We start from the raw sequence: 17,662 nt of genomic DNA on the forward strand, positions 1-17,662 counted from the left end.
TCGACCGGGCGACGGGGCGGGTGGTGCGCCGCCCGCTCCCCGGGGCGCATACTGGAGGAGCGGGGCAACCGGCCCGCGCAGCAGAGGAGGCACCGATCATGGCTGAGAACGACCTCGACCCGCGCGAGGACCTGAAGGCGGCGAAGGAGTTCATCCAGCACCTGCATCCGCTGAAAGCGATCAAGGAGGCGCTCATGGAGGGTGCCGAGCTGCTGGACCCGGCGGAAGCCGACCCGCGCGCGATTGTGCCGGAGCCGGGCACGGTCTCGGAGGTGGCCGAGGGCGGCCCTGGCGGGAAGCCGCCGAAGCCGCGGGAGGCGCATCCGATGCCGGACGCGAAGGAGCTGGAGAAGGAGCACCGGGGGTATTGAGCGGGGCCGCAGCATTTTCACGCTGAACCCGCAATTGACCCCTTGACAAGCCCGGCGGAGGGACTAGCCTGTAAGGTGAGGATGCGATAGGCGCCCGGTGCTGAAGAGGCCCGGTCTCCGCCGACTCGCAGAGACTCGAAAGGAGGGACGGATATGCGGAACAAGCTGCACGCCCTCTACGGAGTCTTCATCGTGCAGAGGCCCGGCCTGCAGTAGGCAGGCCGAACGCCAGCCGCCGCGGGCCCGTATCCACGGTGTTGCCCCAGGTGCCCGGGTGCAGATGAAGTCCAGTGCGATGCTGGCGCCCCGGATCGCTCCGTGAAGGAGCGGCAACGGATACGGACGTCCCGGCCGAACGGCGGCAACCTCCAGCCGGTGCAGCGCCCGGCGGCCGGCTGAGGAGGCGAACGGATACCGGACAGGCCCCGCAGGCGCGGGGCCTGTTTGCGTTTCTGCCCGGGGAAGCGCATTCGGCGGAGACGCAGTAGGCTTGGTCGCCATGCGACGGGTGGCCTTCCTGGCGGCGGTGCTGGCGCTGGCGGCAGCGGCGGCATTGCCCGGGGCGCGGGCGTACGAGGTGCAGACCGTCGAGGTCTCGGAGGGCGGCTTCAATCCGGCGGTATGCCAGATGAACCGGGAGTACCTGCGGTTCAAGAACGTGGGGAGCACGCCGCGGCGGGTGGTCTGGCGGCCGCCGACGCCGGGCGCGGAGCCGCTGTTCGACAGCGGCTGGCTCGCGCCGGGGGAGGTTTCGAACGCGGTGTACATGGGCTTCCCCGGGACGTTCCGGTTCGAGGATTTCGAGAACGCGGGCAATTTCGTCATCGTGAAGACGCCGGTGTACTCGGCGACCTGGCCGGTGGAGTGCTGGCCGGACCCGGCGAAGCGGCCGCCGTCGCCGCCGTGCACGGGCGCAGCGCACTGCCTGCGGGTCCCGGGCGTGGCGATGGACTGACCCGGGAGCGAACAGCGGCGGGGCCTTGACCGGGCGGTGACACGATCGCCGGGGCTGCGGTACGCTCGGGGAGCCCCGTGGCGGGGTGTGGGGGACCGTGGAGGTTCGATGAGCGAACACCGCTTCCGGCCGCTGCTGGCGGCCATTGCGCTCGCCATGGCGCTCGCGGGCGGGCTGAGCGTGGCGTTCTTCGGCGCGACGACGGAATCAGCCTCGGCGTATGACCGGTACACGATCGAGGTGAGCCGGGAGGGGTTCAACCCGCGCACCTGCCGGATCAACCGGGGCGACGAGATCCAGTTCCTGAACGTGGACACGGTGCCGCTGCGGGTCTACAAGCCGGGGCACGGCGGGCTGCCGGCCGACCCGGATTTCGTGCTGCAGCCCGGGGAACGGTCAACGGTGTTCAGCTACACGGCGGGCACAACGGACCGGTACTACACGGACGGCGGGCAGTCGGTGGAGGTGCTGACGCCGCCGCGTTCGAACACATGGCAGACGTCGTGCGCGAAAGAGGCCCCGACGCCGACGCCGACGCCCACGCCGACCGCGACGCCGGTTGGCGGGCCGCCGGGGAGCGGCCTGCCGCCGAAGCCGGCGCGCTGCTGGGGGAACGGCTGCGCCGTCATGCCGAACCTCGCCACGGACGGGGAGTAACCGGCGGGGCCGGGCGGGCGCGTGCTGACGTGGAACGGCCCGGGAGCGGGGCTGCTCCCGGGCCGCATGGCATCCGCCGGGACGGCTACCGGGCGGGGGTTGGGGAGCCCATGCCGCTCATGCCGCCCATGCCGCCAGGTGGCGTCGAGTTGCCCATGCCGCCGCCGTGGCCGTGGTTCATGTCGGGGCTGGAGCCGGCGGCCTTCTTCACGGGTGCGGTGATCGTGATTTCGCCCGCCTCTTCAAACTTCAGGGTGATTTCGACGGTCTCGCCCTCCTTCGGTTGCTGCTTCAGGTCCATGAGCATGACGTGGTAGCCGCCGGGCTTCAGTTCGACCTGGCCGTTGGCGGGGACGGGGAAGCCGCCGGGCTTCTCCTGCATCTTGCTGGTGGCGCCTTCGGTGATGACCTCGTGGAGCTGGACCATGCCGGCGATGGGCGACGAGGCGCTGACGAGGGTATCGGCCGCGCCCTTGCTTTTGATGGTCATGTAGGCCGCGGTGACGTCGGTGGTCGTGGTGCGGACCCAGGGGTCGACGATGGTGAGGTCGCCGAGTGTGAATTGCTGCCCGGCACCTGCGGGCTCGTCATCGTCGTCATCGCCGCCGCAGGCTGCGGCGGCCAGCGCGGCGAGGAGGGCGACGAGCGCCATGAGGATGAAGGGGACGCGGGTGCGGTAGATGTTCATTCGGAGCGGAATCCTTTCTTGACGAGGAGTGGGAGGTCGTTGAGCCATTCCTTCTGCCCCATGCCGGAGGGGTAGACGGTGTAGGCGTAGTTGTCTTTGGTGAAGGCCATGACGTAGGCGGCGTGGTTGACGGCGTAGTTTCCGCCGCCGAGGTCGGTGCGGCTGGCGGGCTGGAGGCCGAGGGCGACCTGGAACTGGTCCATGAGGTCGCGGGTGCCGGTCAGCCCGATGAAGTCGGGGTCGAAGGTATCGAGGTACTGCTTGAGCTGCTCGGGCGTGTCACGCTCCGGGTCTGCCGTTGCGAAGACGACCCTGACCTGCTTGCGGATGTCGGGGTCGAGCTTCTTGAGCGCCTCGCTGATTTCGTAGAGGTGCGTGGGGCAGATGTCGGGGCAGTGGGTGTAGCCGACGTAGAGCAGCGTGACGTAGCCTTCGGTCTCCTTGCGGAGGTCGAAGGGCTGGCCGTTCTCGTCCATGAGGACGGCATCGGGCTTTTCGATGGGCGGCGTGACGATCGCCCCCATGTATTGCGCGTCGCCGGCCGCGCTGTCGTCGTCATCGCTGGAGCAGGCGACGGCTGCGGGGACAAGCGCGAGAGCGGCGAGGGCGAGGGCGAGGGTGCGCCAGGAGATCCGGGGCATCTGCTAGTTCCTTGGAGGGGTATTCCACATTCGAGTGTAGGGCTGCGTGACCTCGCTGGCTGCGGCCGAGCGGCCCGCCGGGCGGGGCCAGCGGCCCGGCTCAGTGCCCGTGTGCTGGTCCCTTGACCCCGGCTTTCTCGTAGAGCCAGCCCCAGGCGGCATCGGAGAACTCATGCTGGGCGTCGTGGGCCTTCTTCGCGGCGGCGCCGGCCTTCGCGAGGTCGGGGCTGTCGCCTTCGAGGGCAGCAGCGAGGTCGCCGAGGATGCCGGCGAGGGCGTCGGCCTTCGGCTGGAGCTCGGCGGGCCAGGCGGTGGCCTTGACGACGGCCTGGCCTTTGAGCGCGGCCGTGCGGGCCGTGGCCGGGACGGTGCGGTCTTTGTTGATGGCGTCGTCGATGTCGTGGTAGCCGGCGCCATCGAGGAAGGTGACGGCGGCGAGGACGGCGGCGGTATCGCCGGCGTGCTCGTCGTCGTCGCTGCCGCCGCAGGCCGCGGCAAGCGGGAGGATGAGGAGCGCGGCGAGGCCTGCGACGAGGAGCCGCGCGGCTGAGGTCCGAAGCATGCAGGTTCCCTCGCGAATCTGGGGCGCGGCGGGCGCGCCGGGTATCAGCCGGTGGCGGGCGCGAGGGCGGTGCGGCGGGGCGGGCCGGGCTCCGGGGCAGGCAGGTGCTGGAGGGCGAGCCGCGTGGTCGGGGCCCGGACCGGCAGGAGCGGCCCGCCGGGCAGGGCCAGGGCGATGGCCGCGGCGAGGAGGCTGACGGCGAGGGCGAACGACCCGGGGCCGCTCGAGCATTCGGCAGCGTCGGCGTGGCAGTGCTGGTGGTGGTCGCCGGCCGCGGTTTCGCCGCTGGCGAACGGCAGCGCCAGCACTGCGGCGGTGCCGGGAAGCGGGATGGCGACCGCGGGCCAGTGGCCGAAGTAGGTAAGGGTCGGCAGCAGCGCGACGAGCAGCACGGCTGCGAGGCGCGGATGGGCGCGGGCCTTCCCCTGCGGGTTGTGCACGAGGTCAGGATGGCAAAAGCCGGGGCATCGTGCCAGCGCGGGGCGGCGGGTTCCCCGCGGGGCGGGTGGTGTCGTAGACTGCCGGGCACCCTGTCATACAGGGAATGTACGGAGGGGCACTCGATGAAGAATCTGCAGGACCGCGTCGCCGTGGTCACCGGGGCGTCGCGGGGGATCGGCACGTACATTGCGAAGGAGCTGGCGAAGGAGGGCTGCCACGTGGTGCTGGCGGCGCGGACGGTCCCGGCGCTGGAGGGGCTGGCGGAGGAGATCCGGGGGATGGGCCGGCGGGCGCTGCCGGTGGCATGCGACGTGGCCGATGCGGACAGCCGGCGGTCGCTGGTGTCGGCGGCGGTCGCGGAGTTCGGGCGGATCGACATCCTGGTGAACAACGCCGGGATCGAGGTGACGGCGCACTTCGAAGACCAGGACGACGAAGAGCTGGACCGGATTATCCGGGTGAACCTGATTGCGCCGATGCAGCTGACGCGCCTGGTGTTGCCGGGGATGCTGGAGCGGAAGCGGGGGCACATCGTGAACATTTCCTCGCTGGCGGGGAAGGTGCCGGTGCCGTACTCGTCGCCGTATGCGGCATCGAAGGCGGGGCTGATCGCGTTCACCGAGGGGCTGCGGGCCGAGCTGCAGGGCACCGGGGTTTCAGCGAGCGCAATCTGCCCGGGCTTCGTGGCCGATGCGGGGATGTACGCCGACTGGGAGCGGGAGACCGGGACGCGGGCCTCGTTCCTCGCCGGGACGGTGAAGCCGGAGCGGGTTGCGCGCGATGTGGTGAAGGCGATCCGGAAGAACCGGCCGGAGATGCTGCAGTTCTGGCTGCCGGCCCGGCCGACGGCGGTGCTGGCAGAGCTGGCGCCGGGGATGTTCGAGAAGATCTACCCGATTTTCGGGGTGAAGAAGACGTACGAGAAGATTGCCGACCGGCGGCGCGAGGAGAAGCGGAAGGCGCAGCAGGGTGCAGCCGCCGGCTGAGGCGCGCGGACGTCAGCCGGCCTGGCGGGCGACGGCTTCGGCTGCGGCCCGGGCGGCTTCGGGGTCGCCGAGGTAGCGGGAGCTGACCGGCCGGAAGTGCTCGTCGAGTTCGTAGACGAGCGGGATGCCCGTGGGGATGTTCAGCTCGGCGATCGCCTCGTCGCTGATGCCGTCGAGGTGCTTGACGAGGGCGCGGAGGCTGTTGCCGTGGGCGCCGACGAGGACGCAGCGGCCCGCGCGGAGGTCGGGGACGATCGCGTCGTACCAGTAGGGAAGCATGCGGGCGACGACGTCCTTCAGGCACTCGCTCGCGGGGAGGAGGTCGGGCGGGAGGGCGGCGTAGCGGCGGTCGAAGCGGGGGTGGCGCTCATCGCCGGGGTCGAGCGGGGGCGGGGGGACGTCGTAGCTGCGGCGCCAGGCGAAGACCTGCTCGGGGCCGTAGCGCTCGCTGGTTTCCTTCTTGTTGAGGCCCTGGAGTGCGCCGTAGTGGCGCTCGTTGAGGCGCCAGTGGCGGCGGACGGGGATCCAGTGCTGGTCCATGACATCGAGGGCGATGTTGACGGTTTCGATGGCGCGGCGGAGGAGGGAGGTGTGGGCGACGTCGAAGGCGAGGCCTGCGTCGCGCATCAGTTCGCCGGCGCGGACAGCCTCGGCGCGGCCGGTGTCGGAGAGGGGGACATCGTGCCAGCCGGTGAAGCGATTTTCGCGGTTCCAGGCGGATTCGCCGTGGCGGAGGAGGACGAGGGTGTACATGGCGCGTTCTGCCCGGGCTAGAGGATAGGATTGACGATGACGGCCTGCTCGCGGGCGGGGCCGACGGAGATGAGGTCGACGGGGCATTCGAGGAGGTCTTCGACGCGCCGGATGAAGGCCTGGGCCTGGGGCGGCAGGTCGTCGAAGGAGCGGACGTGGGTGGTTGGCGTCTGCCAGCCCGGGAGCTCTTCGTAGACGGGGCGGACCCGCTCGAGTTCGGACTCGCGGGCGGGGAAGGTGTCGATGATGCGGCCGTCGAGTTCGTAAGCGGTGCAGATTTTGATGGAGGGGAGGGCATCGAGGACGTCGAGGCGAGTGAGGGCGACGGCGGAGAGGCCGTTGAAGCGCACGCTGTAGCGGGCAGCGACGGCATCGAGCCAGCCGATGCGGCGGGGCCGGCCGGTGGTGGTGCCGTATTCGCCGCGGCCGAACTCTTTGCCGTGGTCGCGGAGCTGGTCGGCGGTGCCGTCGAACAGTTCAGTGGGGAAGGGGCCGTTGCCGACGCGGGTGCAGTAGCTCTTGAAGACGCCGACGACGCGGCTGATATCGGTGGGACCGATGCCGACGCCGAGGGCGGCGCCGGAGCTGGAGCTGGAGGGGACGGAGGAGGTGACGTAGGGGTAGGTGCCGTGGTCGAGGTCGAGGAGTGAGCCCTGGGCGCCTTCGAGGAGGACGTACTCGCCGCGGCGGTGGGCTTCGAGGACGATCTCCTGGACGTCGCCGACGTAGGGGCGGAGGCGCTGGCCGTATTCGATGTACCGTTCGAGGCAGTCGCGGAAGTCGATCGGCTCGGCACCGTAGACGCCGGTGATGACGCGGTTCTGGTAGGCGAGGGCGGCTTCGATACGGGGGACGAGGTCGTCGCGGCGGAGGAGGTCGCAGATGCGGATGCCGCGGCGGGCGACCTTATCGGCGAAGCAGGGGCCGACGCCTTTGCCGGTGGTGCCGATGGCGTGGGCACCGCGGGCCTGCTCGTCGAGCTGATCGAGGAGGCGGTGCCACGGCATGATGACGTGGGCGCGGTCGGAGACGACGAGGCGGGAGGTATCGATGTTCTTCTGCTCGAGGCCTTCGATTTCGCCGAGGAGGACCTCAGGGTCGACGGCGACGCCGTTACCGATGACGCAGGTTTTTTCGGGGTAGAAGATGCCGGCGGGGACGAGGTGGAGTTTGAACTCGCCGAGTTCGTTGACGATGGTGTGGCCGGCATTATTGCCCGCGGAGTAGCGGGCGACGACACGGGCTTTGCGGGCGAGCAGGTCGACGATGCGGCCCTTGCCTTCGTCGCCCCACTGGCCGCCGACGACGACGACGATGGGCATCAGACAGACTCCGGGCCCCCGTTTTCCGGAGGCCCGTTGGGGAATTGTACCCGGGAATGCCCGGTGAGGCGAGCGGGGATGGCTCAGCGGGCGCCGCGGAGGCGCGGGTCGAGGACGTCGCGGAGGGCATCGCCGAACATGTTGAAGGCGTAGACGGTGAGGAAGATGACGAGCCCGGGGAAGATGGCGACGTGGGGGTACTGGGTGAGCCGTTCGCGGGCTTCATTGAGCATGCGGCCCCAGGAGGCGGTGGGCGGCTGGACGCCGTAGCCCAGGAAGGCGAGGGAGGATTCGACGAGCACCGCGCCGCCGACCTGGATGGAGGCGCCGACGATGAGGACGGGAAAGACGTTGGGGGCGACGTGCCGGAAGATGATGCGGAAGTCGGAGGCGCCGATGACGCGGGCGGCTTCGACGTACTGGTTCTGCTTGGCGGCGATGGCGGCGCCGCGGATGACGCGCGACTGGCTGAGGGCGACGAGCATGCCGACGGAGAGGACGATGCGGAGGTTGACGGGGATCTGCTGGATGGAGGTGACGAAGAGGATGATGAAGATGAGGCCGGGGAGGGCGATGCCGATATCGACGAGGCGCTGCAGGAGGATATCGAACTTGCCGCCGAAGTAGCCGGAGACGATGCCGAGGATAAGGGCGGCGGTGGAGGAGATGGCGACGACGCCGAAGCCGATGAGAATGGAGTTGCGGGCGCCGTAGACGATGCGGGTGTAGAGGTCGCGGCCCTGCTGGTCGGTGCCGAACCAGTGGCTGGCCGAGGGGCCCTGGAAGCGTTCGGAGAGGACGCCGATGTTCGGGTCTTTGCCGAAGGTGAAGGCCTGGGGGAAGGCGGCCATGAGGATGAGGAGGATGACCACGGCGGCGCCGAAGGTGCCGAGCGGCTTGGTGCGGATGAAGGTGCTCACCGAGCGGCGGATGCGGGCGGCGCGGGTGAGTTCGGCGCGGACGGCGTAGGTTTCGAGGACGTGGGCGTCGGTGGCCATGGCTACGAGTACCGGATCCTTGGGTCGATGACGGAGTAGAGGACATCCACGGTCAGGTTGGCGAAGACGACGACGAGGGCGACGACGATATTGACGGCCTGGATGACCGGGTAGTCCTTCTGGTCGATGGAGGAGACGTAGTAGCGGCCCATGCCGGGGATGGAGTAGACGGTTTCGATGATGACGGTGCCGCCGACGAGGACGGGGAGCTGGAGGCCGACGACCGTCACGACGGGGATGAGGGCGTTGCGCATGGCATGGCGGACGATGATGACGCGTTCGCGGAGACCCTTGGCCCAGGCGGTGCGGATGTAGTCCTGGCGGAGGACTTCGAGCATGGAGGAGCGGGTGAAGCGCATGACGGAGCCGCTGAGGGCGCCGCTGAGGATGACGGCGGGCATGAACATGAGCTTGAGGTTGCCGACCGGGTCTTCGGTGAAGGGGATGTACTTGGCCGGGGGGACGCCCCACTGGAAGTAGCGGGCAGCGAGGGAGATGAGGAGGATGGCGATCCAGAAGTTCGGGGCGGCGAGGAGGCCGATGGCGAAGCTTCGGCCGAGGTAGTCGGCCCAGGTATCCTGGCGGATGGCGGAGATAACGCCGACCGGGACGGCGATCAGGAGCGAGAAGAAGATCGCCATGGCGCCGAGCTGGAAGGTGACCGGCAGGCGGTTGCGCAGCTCGGAGGTGACTTCGCGGTTGGAGATGAGGGAGTTTCCGAGATCGAACCGGACGATATCGCCGAGCCAGCGGATGTACTGGGCGACGATGTTGCCCTCGAGGCCGAACTCCTTGCGGATCGCCTCCTTGGTGGCCTGGTCGCCGGCGCCGAATTCGCCGAGGACGAGGTCGACGACATCGCCGGGGACGGCCCGGACGATGACGAAGACGACGAAGGTGACGCCGAGGAGGGTGGGGACCATCAGAAGGAGGCGGCGGAGGATGTAGCGTTGCATGCGGTGCGAACCCGGCGGGCGTTGTGCGGGGTGGGCCGGTGGGAGCCGGCCCACCCCGGGTGGCGTAGTGTAGGGGAATCTCGTTCCGTTGTGCTGCGGTGCTCCCTGGTTTAGGCCCTATCGAGCCAGATGAAGGGGACCTCTTCGGTGCCTGCGGAGTAGGCGCCGGGCACGGTCTGGATGTCGATGTTCTTGACCCATTCGCGGTAGCCAGTCCAGGCGGTGCCGGCGCCCTGGTTCTGGGGGATGTACCACATCTTGGCCGCGTTCTTGCGCTGGATCTCGAAGAAGAGCTCCTTGCGCTTGGCCGGGTCGAGCTCCCGCTGCTGTTTGCGGGCGAGGTCTTCGAGCTCCGGGTCTTTGATCCGGCTGTGGTTCACCGGGTTGTCGGTGAAGAGGCGGATCGGGTAGCTGCCAGCCTCCGGGAACGGGGTTTCGTACCCGAAGGCGATGCCCGTGAAGTTCCCCGTGAACGTCTGGGTGATGTACTTCGAGGAGTAGTCCTGGACGTCAGTCGTCGTCTTGATGCCGATGGCGTTCAGGTACTGGATGTTCGCCTCGGCGACGGCGTTGAAGGCGGAGCCGTAGCGGTTGGCGGTGTACTGGTAGACCGTGCTGAAGCCGTCCGGGTAGCCGGCGGCGGCCAGGAGCTTCTTCGCCTCGGCCGGGTCGTACTTGAAGTACTTCGAGGTCTCGCCCTGCTCGGGGGAGAGCGGGTCGAGCCAGAAGCGGACGAGGCCGGCGGGGATGAGGTTGTTCCACCGCTCGGAGACGGCGAGGCCGGCTTCCTTCAGCTTCTTGACGTTGTAGGCGAGGTCGAGGAGGGCGGCCCGGTCCGTCGCCATGGAGATGGCAAGCCGCACCCGCGGGTCCTTGTTCCACGGCGAATCCGGCTTCGGGTCCATGTAGATGATGGAGAGCAGCTGCGAGACTTCGCCGTAGAGCTGGACGTTGGGGAGGGCGTTCTTGACGTTGACGAGGTCTTCGGCGTTGAGGCCTTCGACATCGGTGTTGCCGGCCTGGAACTGGGCGAGGCGGTTGGCGTACTCGGGAATGACGGAGATTTCGACCGCGTCCATGAGTGGGAAGCCGCTCATGTACCACTCGGGGTTCTTCTTGAGCTTGAAGCCGACCGAGGGGGTGTAGGACTCGAGCATCCAGGGGCCGGAGCCGATTGAGGTCTTGGAGGGGTCGAACCCGCCGTCCGCCTCCTTCGGCATGATCCAGAGGAGGTTGGCGTCGGCGAGGACGTCGAGGAACGCCGCGTTCGGTTCTTTCAGTTTGAAGACGATGGTCTGCTTATCGGGGTACTGGACGCTATCGACGAAGGCGAGCTGGCTGCTGTTGGTGTTGGTCTCGGCGGTGGCGCGGCCCCAGGAGTACTTGACGTCGTCGGAGTCGACGGTGCGGCCGTTGACGGGCGCGACGTTGTGGAACTTGACGTTCGGCTTGAGCTTGATAGTCCAGGTGATGCCATCGGGGCTGGCTTCGGCGCTCTCGGCGATATCGGGCACGGGCCGGAGGTCGGCCTGGCGGACGCCGGGGCCGGTGTTGTATTTGAAGAGGCGGCTGTAGACGTAGGCCGAATAGCCCTTGGTGAGGAAGGAGAGGTTGCCGTAGGGGTCGATGCTGGGCGGGTCGCCGGTGAAGGTGATGCGGTAGGTGCCGCCGCGCTTGGCATTGGCGAAGGGGTCGGCCGGGGTCGAGGTGGCCTGGGGGCCCGGGGTCGAGGTGGCAAGGCCGGAGGGGCCGCCGTCGTCATCATCATCGTCGCCGCAGCCGACGAGTGCGAGACCGGCCGCGCCGGCGGTGAGGGCGGTGGCACCGCCGAGGAAGCGGCGCCGGGTGCGGCGCTCCTTCCAGTAGCGGTCCCAGTAGGAAGCGGACATTGAGAATCCCCCTGCGAATGGTTGGTACGTGGACGGTACGTCCGGCGGGGCCGATAGGATGCGCCTATCTCCCGAATACGTACCGATAAGGTCACGCGATATGTACGTACGGCCGAACCGGAGTGTCAATGGATGACCGGGCAAATTCGCTCGAAACCGAACAGTATTCGCCAGATTGTCATCGCCGTTTTCGAAAAGGTTGACCGGCCAGTAGAGGAGCCGGGGCAATCGGGAGGCGTGCACCGGATCGTCCCTTCACCGCCGGGCGGAGCTGCCGACACTCAATGCGTGATGGGTAAGGATGCTGCTGCGCTGCTCTCCCGTATCGATGACCTGCCGCCGCTGCCGGCCGTCGCCGCCCGGGTGATGGGCATGGCGGAGGATGAGCGCACAAGCGCGATGGACCTCGCGCAGGTGCTGGCGACCGACCAGGCGCTGACCGCGAAGCTGATCCGGATTTCGAACTCTGCGTTCTACGGGTTTGCCCGGCGGATTTCGACGGTGCGTGAGGCGGTCGTGATCCTCGGGTTCAAGCAGGTGCGCCAGGTGGCGGTTGGCGCAAGCCTGATGAACACATTCCGGAAGCTGCCGGGTGAGACGTTCGACCTGGACCTGTTCTGGGGGCACAGCGTGGCGGTGGCGGTGGCGGCCGAGGCGCTGGCGAAGAGGACGTTCACGGTGAAGCCGGAGGACGCGTTCACGGCGGGCATCCTGCACGATATCGGCCGGCTGGTGATCCGGCAGGTGATGCCGGCGGAGTTCGAGCAGGCGGTGCAGCTAGCGAAACGGGGCGAGGCACCGCTGCACGTGGCCGAGCTGATGACGACGGGCTACGCGCACGATGAGGTCGGGCGGGCCCTCGGGGAACGGTGGAAGTTCCCGGGGCACCTGGTGGAGGCGGTGGAGTGCCATCACAACGAGACCCTGACGCCGGAGCATGACGGGCTGGCCGGCGTGGTGGCCCAGGCGAACCGGCTGGTGCTGCACTACGGGCTCTTCTGCGGGTACGACCTGGAGGGGGGCGAGGTGGCGCCGCTGCCGCCGGACCTCGCAGCAGTTGAGGAGGCCTGCGGGGGAATCGAGCGAGTGCTGAACCGGGCGTTCTCGTTCATCGAGGCAGCGTCGGGCACGCCGGGCACCTGGTACGCGCGGGCGAGCTGACACGCGGCCGCCGCGGGGCGCTAGGATGCGCCCATGGAGCATCCCGGGCCGGCGGGGGCGCGGAATCCGTGGCTGCCGTGGTTCGTCGCCAGCATCGCGGCGTTCGGCCTGAGCCTTGGCGCGCTCGCCTTCGTGCTGGTCGAAGCGGTGACCGACGGGACGGGCGGGCCTGCAGCGGGGGTGCCCCCGCCGGAGCCGACCCCGGAGCCGCCGCTCCGCTACCAGGGCGCGCTCCCGGCCGCGGCGGCGGGGCTGGGGCTGGTGCCGGCCGGGCCCGGCGAGCCGGCAGACCTGGCGTTCGAACCCGCCGGGCCGGGCGGAGGGGTGCCGGTGCGGCTGTTCATCCCGGCGGCGGCCCCGGGCGCGGGGGTCGATGCGCTGGCAGGGGAACAGCTGGCCGCGGCGCTCCGGGGCGAGGTGGCGAGCTGGGCGGCCTTCGGCGGGTTCGACCGGGCGATCGAGCCGGGATTCCTCGGGGCGCCGGCGGAGGCGCAGGGGATTCTCGAAGGGCTGGGCGCGGGCACATTCGACCTTTCGCGCTTCAGGTTCTTCGCGACAGCGGAGGAGCTGCGGGCGACGCTGGCGCTCGATTCAGGGATGCTGGCGATCGTCCCGTTTGAGGCGCTCCGCCCGCCGATGGTGGCGCTGGCCATCGATGGGATGGACCCGGCCCGGGGGTTCGGCGAGCCGGCCCGCTGGCCGCTGGCGGAACGGGTGGCGGTCCGGGCGCTGACCCCGGCCGGCGAGGCGGCGCGGGCCCAGGCGGAGGCCGCCATCGCCGTGCAGCTGCCGCCGGTGACGCGGGTGGTGGCGACGGGAGACATCCTGATGTCGCGCTGCACCCTGGCGGCGATCCGGGCCACGGGGGACTGGGCGAGCCCGCTCCGTTCGCCGGTGGGCGACTTCCTCGCGGCGGCCGATATCGCGGCGGGCTCGCTCGACGGCTCGATCCAGGATTACGCGGAGCCGTACGGCTGCATCCCGACGACCAACCTGACCTCGCCGCCGGAGGTGATTGCGGCGCTCACTCACGCCGGATTTGACGTGCTGACGGTGGCGACGAACCACGTATTCGACTGCGCCGACGGCGGCTGCGGGGCGCGGGCGATGCTGCGGACCATTGATCTGCTGCGGGCGGCGGGCATTGCGACGGTCGGGGGCGGGGCAAACCTGGCGGAGGCGCTGGAGCCGGTCATCATCGAGCGGAACGGCGTCCGGTTCGGGTTCCTGGGGTTCGACGACATCGCGGCCGAGGATATCGGCGCGACGGAGACGGAGCCGGGGACAGCGCCGCTCGACGATTCGTACGCGGATGAGCGGAGCACGCCGCCGCGGGAGCCGGCGTTCTACAAGCCGGCGGAGCTGCTCTCGCTCAGCCGGTTCGAGGGCGCGATTCGCGACCTGAAGGCGAGGGCGGATGTCGTCATTGTGCTGGTGCAGTCGGGGTATGAGGACACGCACGAGCCGAGCCCGCGGAGCACCAAGGCGGCGCGTGCGGCGGTTGATGCGGGGGCCGATCTGGTGGTCGGGAACCAGGCGCACTGGGTGCAGTGGGTGGAGGTGCGGGGCGACGCGTTCATCGCCTATGCGCTGGGGAACTTCATCTTCGACCAGGTGTGGACGCCGGAGCACACGCAGGGGTACCTGCTGGAGGCGACGTTCCACGGGGCGAAGCTGTCGACGATCCGGATGCTGCCCTATGTGATTGAGGGGCAGTACCGGCCGATGTTCGCGGAGGGGCCGACGCGGCTGAAGGTGATTCAGGATGTGCTGGGGAGGTGAGGGGGAGGGAGCACCGCCCGGCCACGGCACCGCCCCGAGGGAGGAGGGAGAAGGGAGGAGGGAGGAGGGAGCCCCGTCCCCGCGCAGCCTCCCCGCCGAGGGAGGGAGGGAGGGAGCTGGGAGCTGGGAGCTGGGAGCTGGGAGCCGGGAGCTGGGAGCCGGGAGCCGGGAGCCGGGAGCCGGGAGCCGGGAGCCGGGAGCTGGGAGCTGGGAGCTGGGAGCTGGGAGCTGGGAGCTGGGAGCTGGGAGCTGGGAGCTGGGAGCTGGGAGCTGGGAGCGGGGAGCTGGGAGCGGGGAGCGGGGAGCCGGGAGCGGGGAGCTGGGAGCGGGGAGCTGGGAGCTGGGAGCTGGGAGCGGGGAGCTGGGAGCGGGGAGCTGGGAGCTGGGAGCGGGGAGCCGGGAGCGGGGAGCTGGGAGCGGGGAGCTGGGAGCTGGGAGCTGGGAGCGGGGAGCTGGGAGCGGGGAGCTGGGAGCGGGGAGCCGGGAGCGGGGAGCTGGGAGCGGGGAGCTGGGAGCGGGGAGCTGGGAGCGGGGAGCGAGTGTGGCCGGCGCTTTCGGCCTGTCAAGCTTCAAGCTCCAAGCTTCCAGCTGGGGGACGGGTGGCCGGCAGGGGCGGGCAAGCTTCAAGCTCCCCGCTCGGGGCGGCACGCCCGGGGGCTCGGGGGTTTCCCGACTGTTCTTGACGCGGCTTTGTGCCGTTCGCTACGGATAAGGGGAGAGTGCAGCAGGGAGGGAGGCAGATGCCGGACCCGGAACTGTTGACGCAGGAGATTGCGGGGCTCCGCGAGACGATCCGCGCGCACGATGGGGCGAACGTGGCGACGAGCGCCTTCGTGCGGAAGGTCGACCAGCTGATCAGCGACTTTTATGACGATATCGACGAGCTGACGGCGCTGCGCCTGGGGGACATCCTGGACCTGTTCCTGATCAAGGCGCTGTATGTGAACCGGCGGAGCCGGGATGCGGAAACGCTGACCTACCTCGGGCGGCTGCTGGAGCGCTACCTTCAGGCGTCGGAGCTCTCGCTGGGGCCGGGGCGCGGCTTCCTGCCGTACCTGACGGACCTGATGGAGGAGACGGCCCGCCCGAGCGGGGCGTACCAGAACGCCTTCGAGGCGTACCGGAAGTACGGGGACAATGCCCTGTTCATCTCGGGGGTGTTCCCCTCGAGCCTGGGGCGGAAGCGCGGCGGCGGCCCGATGGGCGGGGCGCCGCACGTGGACCGGCAGTACTTCATTACGCTCGGGCGGCGCTACTACGAAATGGCCGCGCGCCACGACATGGCGGAGTGGGTCCGGCTGCGGGCGACGCTCGAGCGGCTGAGCCGGTTCTTCGAGATCTATGTGGAAGCGCTGAACGAAATCTCGGACCGGTACGTGATGGGCATTGACATGCAGCTGATTGCGGACAAGATGCTGGACGCCTTCAACCGGTACCGGGAGACGCGGGACGAGCGGCACCTCGAACTGGCGCGGAAGTATGCGGCGCTGCTGCGGCTGGACGCGCGGAACTGGCCGGCGCTGGCGAAGCTGGAGGCGCAGGCCGCAGAGGGCCCGGCCTACTACTGACGCCGGGGGCTGCGGGCCGGGGATGTCGGTGGTGCGGCCCGGTGTCGCGGCAGGTGCCCGTCGGCGCCCGGGAGAGAACAACGGAGGCCGCCCGCAATGGGCGGCCTCCTGCTGGTCGGCGAGGATGGCTGACTAGGCCGGGCGGCCCTGCCAGGTCGGGTCGGTCTGGTCGAACCAGGATTCGGTGACGGCCTGGTGGCTGGTGACGAAGGGGACGATTTCGCCGGTCTTGAAGTAGTTCCAGCGCATGATGCGGGAGACGGCGACGAGGGTGTAGGGGATGCCCGCGCCGTAGTTCTTGATGAGCTCGCGGACGATCTCCTTGTTCATCTCCTGGCGCTTGGCGATGTCGAACTCCTGCATGAGGGCGTCGGTGAGCTGGTCGACCTTGTCGATCTTGACGCCGAACTGCTGGAACTGCGGCTGCTTGGAGTTGTACTGGAGGTAGTTGAGGAGGGAGGGCTCGGGGTCGGTGATCTCGGTGATCCAGCCGAACCAGATGTTGTTCTTCCCGTTGCCGTACTCCTGTTTGACGATCTTCGTCGTGATGGTGGAGTAGGGCTCGATCTTGGCGGTGAACTTATTGCCGAGCACCTTCTGGAGCTGGTTGGTGATGAGGGCGGCGCCGCCGGAGTAGAGGCCCTCCCAGATGTCGGGGATGTCGACGATGATTTCGCCGAGCGCCGGGCCGCCGCCGGCTTCCCACATCTTCTTCGCCTCGGCCTCTTCCTTGGCGCGGTCCTCCAGGTAGCCGGGGAAGGTGATGAGCTCCTTCTCCGGGATGGTGAACGCGGCCTGTGTGGGCGGGACGTTGCCGGAGAGGACAGCGTTGCCCTGGAGGAGCGACTGGATGAGGGCGCGGCGGTCGAAGGCGCGGAAGATGGCGCCGATGAGGTTCGGGTTGTTCCAGGGAGCCGCGCCGCCGTAGTAGGTGCCGGCCTGGGGGTTCGCCGAGAACTGCTTATATTCGGTGATCTTGCCCTGGTACCGCTTCAGGAGGTCGTCGGCGACGGCGTTCTGGGTCGGCGAAAAGGAGTCGAGCTGCTTCTGCTCGAAGGCGGCGAGCTGGGCCGACTGGTCAGTGAAGAGGTTGAGGTACTTCACGCCGTCCCAGTTGACCTGCCTGTAGAACTTCTCGTTGCGGACGTACTCCAGTTCGCCCTCGGCCTTGAAGGACTTCAGGATCATGCCGCCGGTGCCGATGACGAGCTCGGGCTTCAGGTTGGCGTAGTCCTTCTCGAAGGCGTCGATCGCCTCGGGGGCCTGGACCTTGGCGTAGGCGCCGGCGAGCGTGTTCAGGAAGAAGGGGTTGGGCGTCTTGAGGGTAACCTTGACGGTCTTTTCGTCGACGACCTCGACCTTGTCGACGACCTGGAAGGCGGACTTCCGGTAGAAGTTGGGGTCTTCGGTGCCGTCGCGGAGTTTGCCGGCAACGTTGCGCTCGATGAACTTGGCGATGTCCTCTGCCTTTGCAAGGCGGCCGTTCACGGGCGGCTTATCGTGCCAGTAGACGTTGGGGCGGAGGGTGAAGACGATGGTCTGCTTGTCCGGCTGCTCCCACTTTTCAGCGAGCGCGCCGCCGATAACGCCCTTCGTATAGCTGTCCCACTGGACGACGCCGAGGTTCGTCCAGCCGAAGAGGGTGGAGACCGGCGTGAAGCGGGAGCGGTCGATATCGAAGGTGTCCCAGGTGTTGCCGGCGGAGGTGAAGCGGGCGACGCCGCCCTTCTGCTTGGCGGCTTCGGTGGGCGATGCAGCGGCGGTGGGCGACCCCGACGGCGCAGTGGTTGCGGTCGGCAGGCCGCCGGTGTCGTCGTCATCATCGTCGCCGCAGCCGACGAGGCCGAGGGCGGCGACGCCGACGCCGGTGACGCCCGCGGTGCCGAGGAGCCGGCGGCGGGTCATACCCTTACGGGCGAGCTTACGGGTCCA

The 17,662-nt window shown here is 69.1% G+C and carries 17 protein-coding genes; 7 read left to right on the forward strand and 10 right to left on the reverse strand.

All coding sequences use genetic code 11. The features are described 5' to 3' along the window. Positions 1–98: 98 nt before the first annotated feature. The 3 genes from A9A59_RS01735 (at position 99) to A9A59_RS01745 (ending at position 1,983) form a co-directional block, all read left to right on the forward strand. Complete coding sequence (locus A9A59_RS01735; protein WP_098502634.1) at positions 99–371, forward strand: hypothetical protein; 273 nt, start codon at positions 99–101, stop codon at positions 369–371. 499 nt (positions 372–870) lie between these two features. Then, positions 871–1,326 carry a hypothetical protein gene (locus tag A9A59_RS01740; protein ID WP_098502635.1) on the forward strand — a complete coding sequence of 152 codons (456 nt, stop codon included), beginning with the start codon at positions 871–873 and terminating at the stop codon, positions 1,324–1,326. A gap of 108 nt (positions 1,327–1,434) precedes the next feature. After that, the gene (locus A9A59_RS01745; protein WP_098502636.1) at positions 1,435–1,983 is read left to right on the forward strand and encodes a hypothetical protein; all 549 of its coding nucleotides are present in this window, start codon (positions 1,435–1,437) and stop codon (positions 1,981–1,983) included. An 85-nt stretch (positions 1,984–2,068) separates the two neighbouring features. Here the strand turns inward: A9A59_RS01745 and A9A59_RS01750 are convergent, their stop codons facing one another. The 4 genes from A9A59_RS01750 to A9A59_RS01765 all read right to left on the reverse strand — a co-directional run bounded on the left by A9A59_RS01750 (position 2,069) and on the right by A9A59_RS01765 (position 4,314). After that, positions 2,069–2,671 carry a copper chaperone PCu(A)C gene (locus A9A59_RS01750; RefSeq protein WP_165772432.1) on the reverse strand — a complete coding sequence of 201 codons (603 nt, stop codon included), beginning with the start codon at positions 2,669–2,671 and terminating at the stop codon, positions 2,069–2,071. After that, positions 2,668–3,312, reverse strand: a complete 645-nt coding sequence (locus A9A59_RS01755) for an SCO family protein (protein ID WP_098502638.1) — start codon at positions 3,310–3,312, stop codon at positions 2,668–2,670. The genes A9A59_RS01750 and A9A59_RS01755 overlap by 4 nt, the downstream gene beginning before the upstream one ends. A gap of 100 nt (positions 3,313–3,412) precedes the next feature. Next, positions 3,413–3,874 carry a hypothetical protein gene (locus A9A59_RS01760; RefSeq protein ID WP_098502639.1) on the reverse strand — a complete coding sequence of 154 codons (462 nt, stop codon included), beginning with the start codon at positions 3,872–3,874 and terminating at the stop codon, positions 3,413–3,415. A gap of 44 nt (positions 3,875–3,918) precedes the next feature. Next, positions 3,919–4,314, reverse strand: a complete 396-nt coding sequence (locus tag A9A59_RS01765) for a hypothetical protein (protein WP_098502640.1) — start codon at positions 4,312–4,314, stop codon at positions 3,919–3,921. A gap of 123 nt (positions 4,315–4,437) precedes the next feature. Here A9A59_RS01765 and A9A59_RS01770 point away from each other — a divergent pair, with 123 nt between their 5' ends. Beyond that, positions 4,438–5,301, forward strand: coding sequence for an SDR family NAD(P)-dependent oxidoreductase (locus A9A59_RS01770; protein ID WP_165772433.1), 864 nt, complete (start codon positions 4,438–4,440; stop codon positions 5,299–5,301). A gap of 12 nt (positions 5,302–5,313) precedes the next feature. Here the strand turns inward: A9A59_RS01770 and A9A59_RS01775 are convergent, their stop codons facing one another. The 5 genes from A9A59_RS01775 to A9A59_RS01795 all read right to left on the reverse strand — a co-directional run bounded on the left by A9A59_RS01775 (position 5,314) and on the right by A9A59_RS01795 (position 11,219). Further along, on the reverse strand, positions 5,314–6,054 hold the full coding sequence (locus tag A9A59_RS01775; RefSeq protein WP_098502642.1) for a phosphoglyceromutase: 741 nt from the start codon (positions 6,052–6,054) through the stop codon (positions 5,314–5,316). A gap of 17 nt (positions 6,055–6,071) precedes the next feature. Further along, on the reverse strand, positions 6,072–7,376 hold the full coding sequence (locus tag A9A59_RS01780) for an adenylosuccinate synthase (RefSeq protein ID WP_098502643.1): 1,305 nt from the start codon (positions 7,374–7,376) through the stop codon (positions 6,072–6,074). Positions 7,377–7,459: 83 nt separating this feature from the next. Next, positions 7,460–8,374: an ABC transporter permease gene (locus A9A59_RS01785; protein WP_098502644.1), complete on the reverse strand. Its 915-nt coding sequence runs from the start codon at positions 8,372–8,374 to the stop codon at positions 7,460–7,462. A gap of 2 nt (positions 8,375–8,376) precedes the next feature. Next, positions 8,377–9,330: an ABC transporter permease gene (locus A9A59_RS01790; protein ID WP_098502645.1), complete on the reverse strand. Its 954-nt coding sequence runs from the start codon at positions 9,328–9,330 to the stop codon at positions 8,377–8,379. A 110-nt stretch (positions 9,331–9,440) separates the two neighbouring features. Beyond that, positions 9,441–11,219: an ABC transporter substrate-binding protein gene (locus tag A9A59_RS01795; protein WP_098502646.1), complete on the reverse strand. Its 1,779-nt coding sequence runs from the start codon at positions 11,217–11,219 to the stop codon at positions 9,441–9,443. Positions 11,220–11,351: 132 nt separating this feature from the next. On the opposite strand from A9A59_RS01795, the gene A9A59_RS01800 reads away from it, so the two are divergent. The 3 genes from A9A59_RS01800 to A9A59_RS01815 all read left to right on the forward strand — a co-directional run bounded on the left by A9A59_RS01800 (position 11,352) and on the right by A9A59_RS01815 (position 15,730). Beyond that, positions 11,352–12,380: an HDOD domain-containing protein gene (locus tag A9A59_RS01800; RefSeq protein WP_098502647.1), complete on the forward strand. Its 1,029-nt coding sequence runs from the start codon at positions 11,352–11,354 to the stop codon at positions 12,378–12,380. Between the two features lie 33 nt (positions 12,381–12,413). Beyond that, on the forward strand, positions 12,414–14,162 hold the full coding sequence (locus A9A59_RS01805; RefSeq protein WP_098502648.1) for a CapA family protein: 1,749 nt from the start codon (positions 12,414–12,416) through the stop codon (positions 14,160–14,162). 740 nt (positions 14,163–14,902) lie between these two features. After that, complete coding sequence (locus A9A59_RS01815; RefSeq protein ID WP_098502649.1) at positions 14,903–15,730, forward strand: hypothetical protein; 828 nt, start codon at positions 14,903–14,905, stop codon at positions 15,728–15,730. A gap of 132 nt (positions 15,731–15,862) precedes the next feature. On the opposite strand, the gene A9A59_RS01820 is transcribed toward A9A59_RS01815, so the two are convergent. Next, a complete protein-coding gene (locus A9A59_RS01820; RefSeq protein WP_165772434.1) occupies positions 15,863–17,635 on the reverse strand; it encodes an ABC transporter substrate-binding protein in 1,773 nt (590 codons plus the stop codon). Between the last annotated feature and the right edge of the window lie 27 nt (positions 17,636–17,662).

The organism is Tepidiforma thermophila (assembly GCF_002563855.1).
Lineage (GTDB): Bacteria > Chloroflexota > Dehalococcoidia > Tepidiformales > Tepidiformaceae > Tepidiforma > Tepidiforma thermophila.

What these genes read in the sequence shown, in the direction of transcription:
- A9A59_RS01790 (WP_098502645.1), bottom strand. Translation starts at nt 9,330, where the DNA reads ATGCAACGCTACATCCTCCGCCGCCTCCTTCTGATGGTCCCCACCCTC.
- A9A59_RS01735 (WP_098502634.1), top strand. Translation starts at nt 99, where the DNA reads ATGGCTGAGAACGACCTCGACCCGCGCGAGGACCTGAAGGCGGCGAAG.
- A9A59_RS01820 (WP_165772434.1), bottom strand. Translation starts at nt 17,635, where the DNA reads ATGACCCGCCGCCGGCTCCTCGGCACCGCGGGCGTCACCGGCGTCGGC.
- A9A59_RS01745 (WP_098502636.1), top strand. Translation starts at nt 1,435, where the DNA reads ATGAGCGAACACCGCTTCCGGCCGCTGCTGGCGGCCATTGCGCTCGCC.
- A9A59_RS01755 (WP_098502638.1), bottom strand. Translation starts at nt 3,312, where the DNA reads ATGCCCCGGATCTCCTGGCGCACCCTCGCCCTCGCCCTCGCCGCTCTC.
- A9A59_RS01800 (WP_098502647.1), top strand. Translation starts at nt 11,352, where the DNA reads ATGACCGGGCAAATTCGCTCGAAACCGAACAGTATTCGCCAGATTGTC.
- A9A59_RS01805 (WP_098502648.1), top strand. Translation starts at nt 12,414, where the DNA reads ATGGAGCATCCCGGGCCGGCGGGGGCGCGGAATCCGTGGCTGCCGTGG.
- A9A59_RS01795 (WP_098502646.1), bottom strand. Translation starts at nt 11,219, where the DNA reads ATGTCCGCTTCCTACTGGGACCGCTACTGGAAGGAGCGCCGCACCCGG.
- A9A59_RS01770 (WP_165772433.1), top strand. Translation starts at nt 4,438, where the DNA reads ATGAAGAATCTGCAGGACCGCGTCGCCGTGGTCACCGGGGCGTCGCGG.
- A9A59_RS01815 (WP_098502649.1), top strand. Translation starts at nt 14,903, where the DNA reads ATGCCGGACCCGGAACTGTTGACGCAGGAGATTGCGGGGCTCCGCGAG.
- A9A59_RS01750 (WP_165772432.1), bottom strand. Translation starts at nt 2,671, where the DNA reads ATGAACATCTACCGCACCCGCGTCCCCTTCATCCTCATGGCGCTCGTC.
- A9A59_RS01760 (WP_098502639.1), bottom strand. Translation starts at nt 3,874, where the DNA reads ATGCTTCGGACCTCAGCCGCGCGGCTCCTCGTCGCAGGCCTCGCCGCG.
- A9A59_RS01740 (WP_098502635.1), top strand. Translation starts at nt 871, where the DNA reads ATGCGACGGGTGGCCTTCCTGGCGGCGGTGCTGGCGCTGGCGGCAGCG.
- A9A59_RS01780 (WP_098502643.1), bottom strand. Translation starts at nt 7,376, where the DNA reads ATGCCCATCGTCGTCGTCGTCGGCGGCCAGTGGGGCGACGAAGGCAAG.
- A9A59_RS01785 (WP_098502644.1), bottom strand. Translation starts at nt 8,374, where the DNA reads ATGGCCACCGACGCCCACGTCCTCGAAACCTACGCCGTCCGCGCCGAA.
- A9A59_RS01775 (WP_098502642.1), bottom strand. Translation starts at nt 6,054, where the DNA reads ATGTACACCCTCGTCCTCCTCCGCCACGGCGAATCCGCCTGGAACCGC.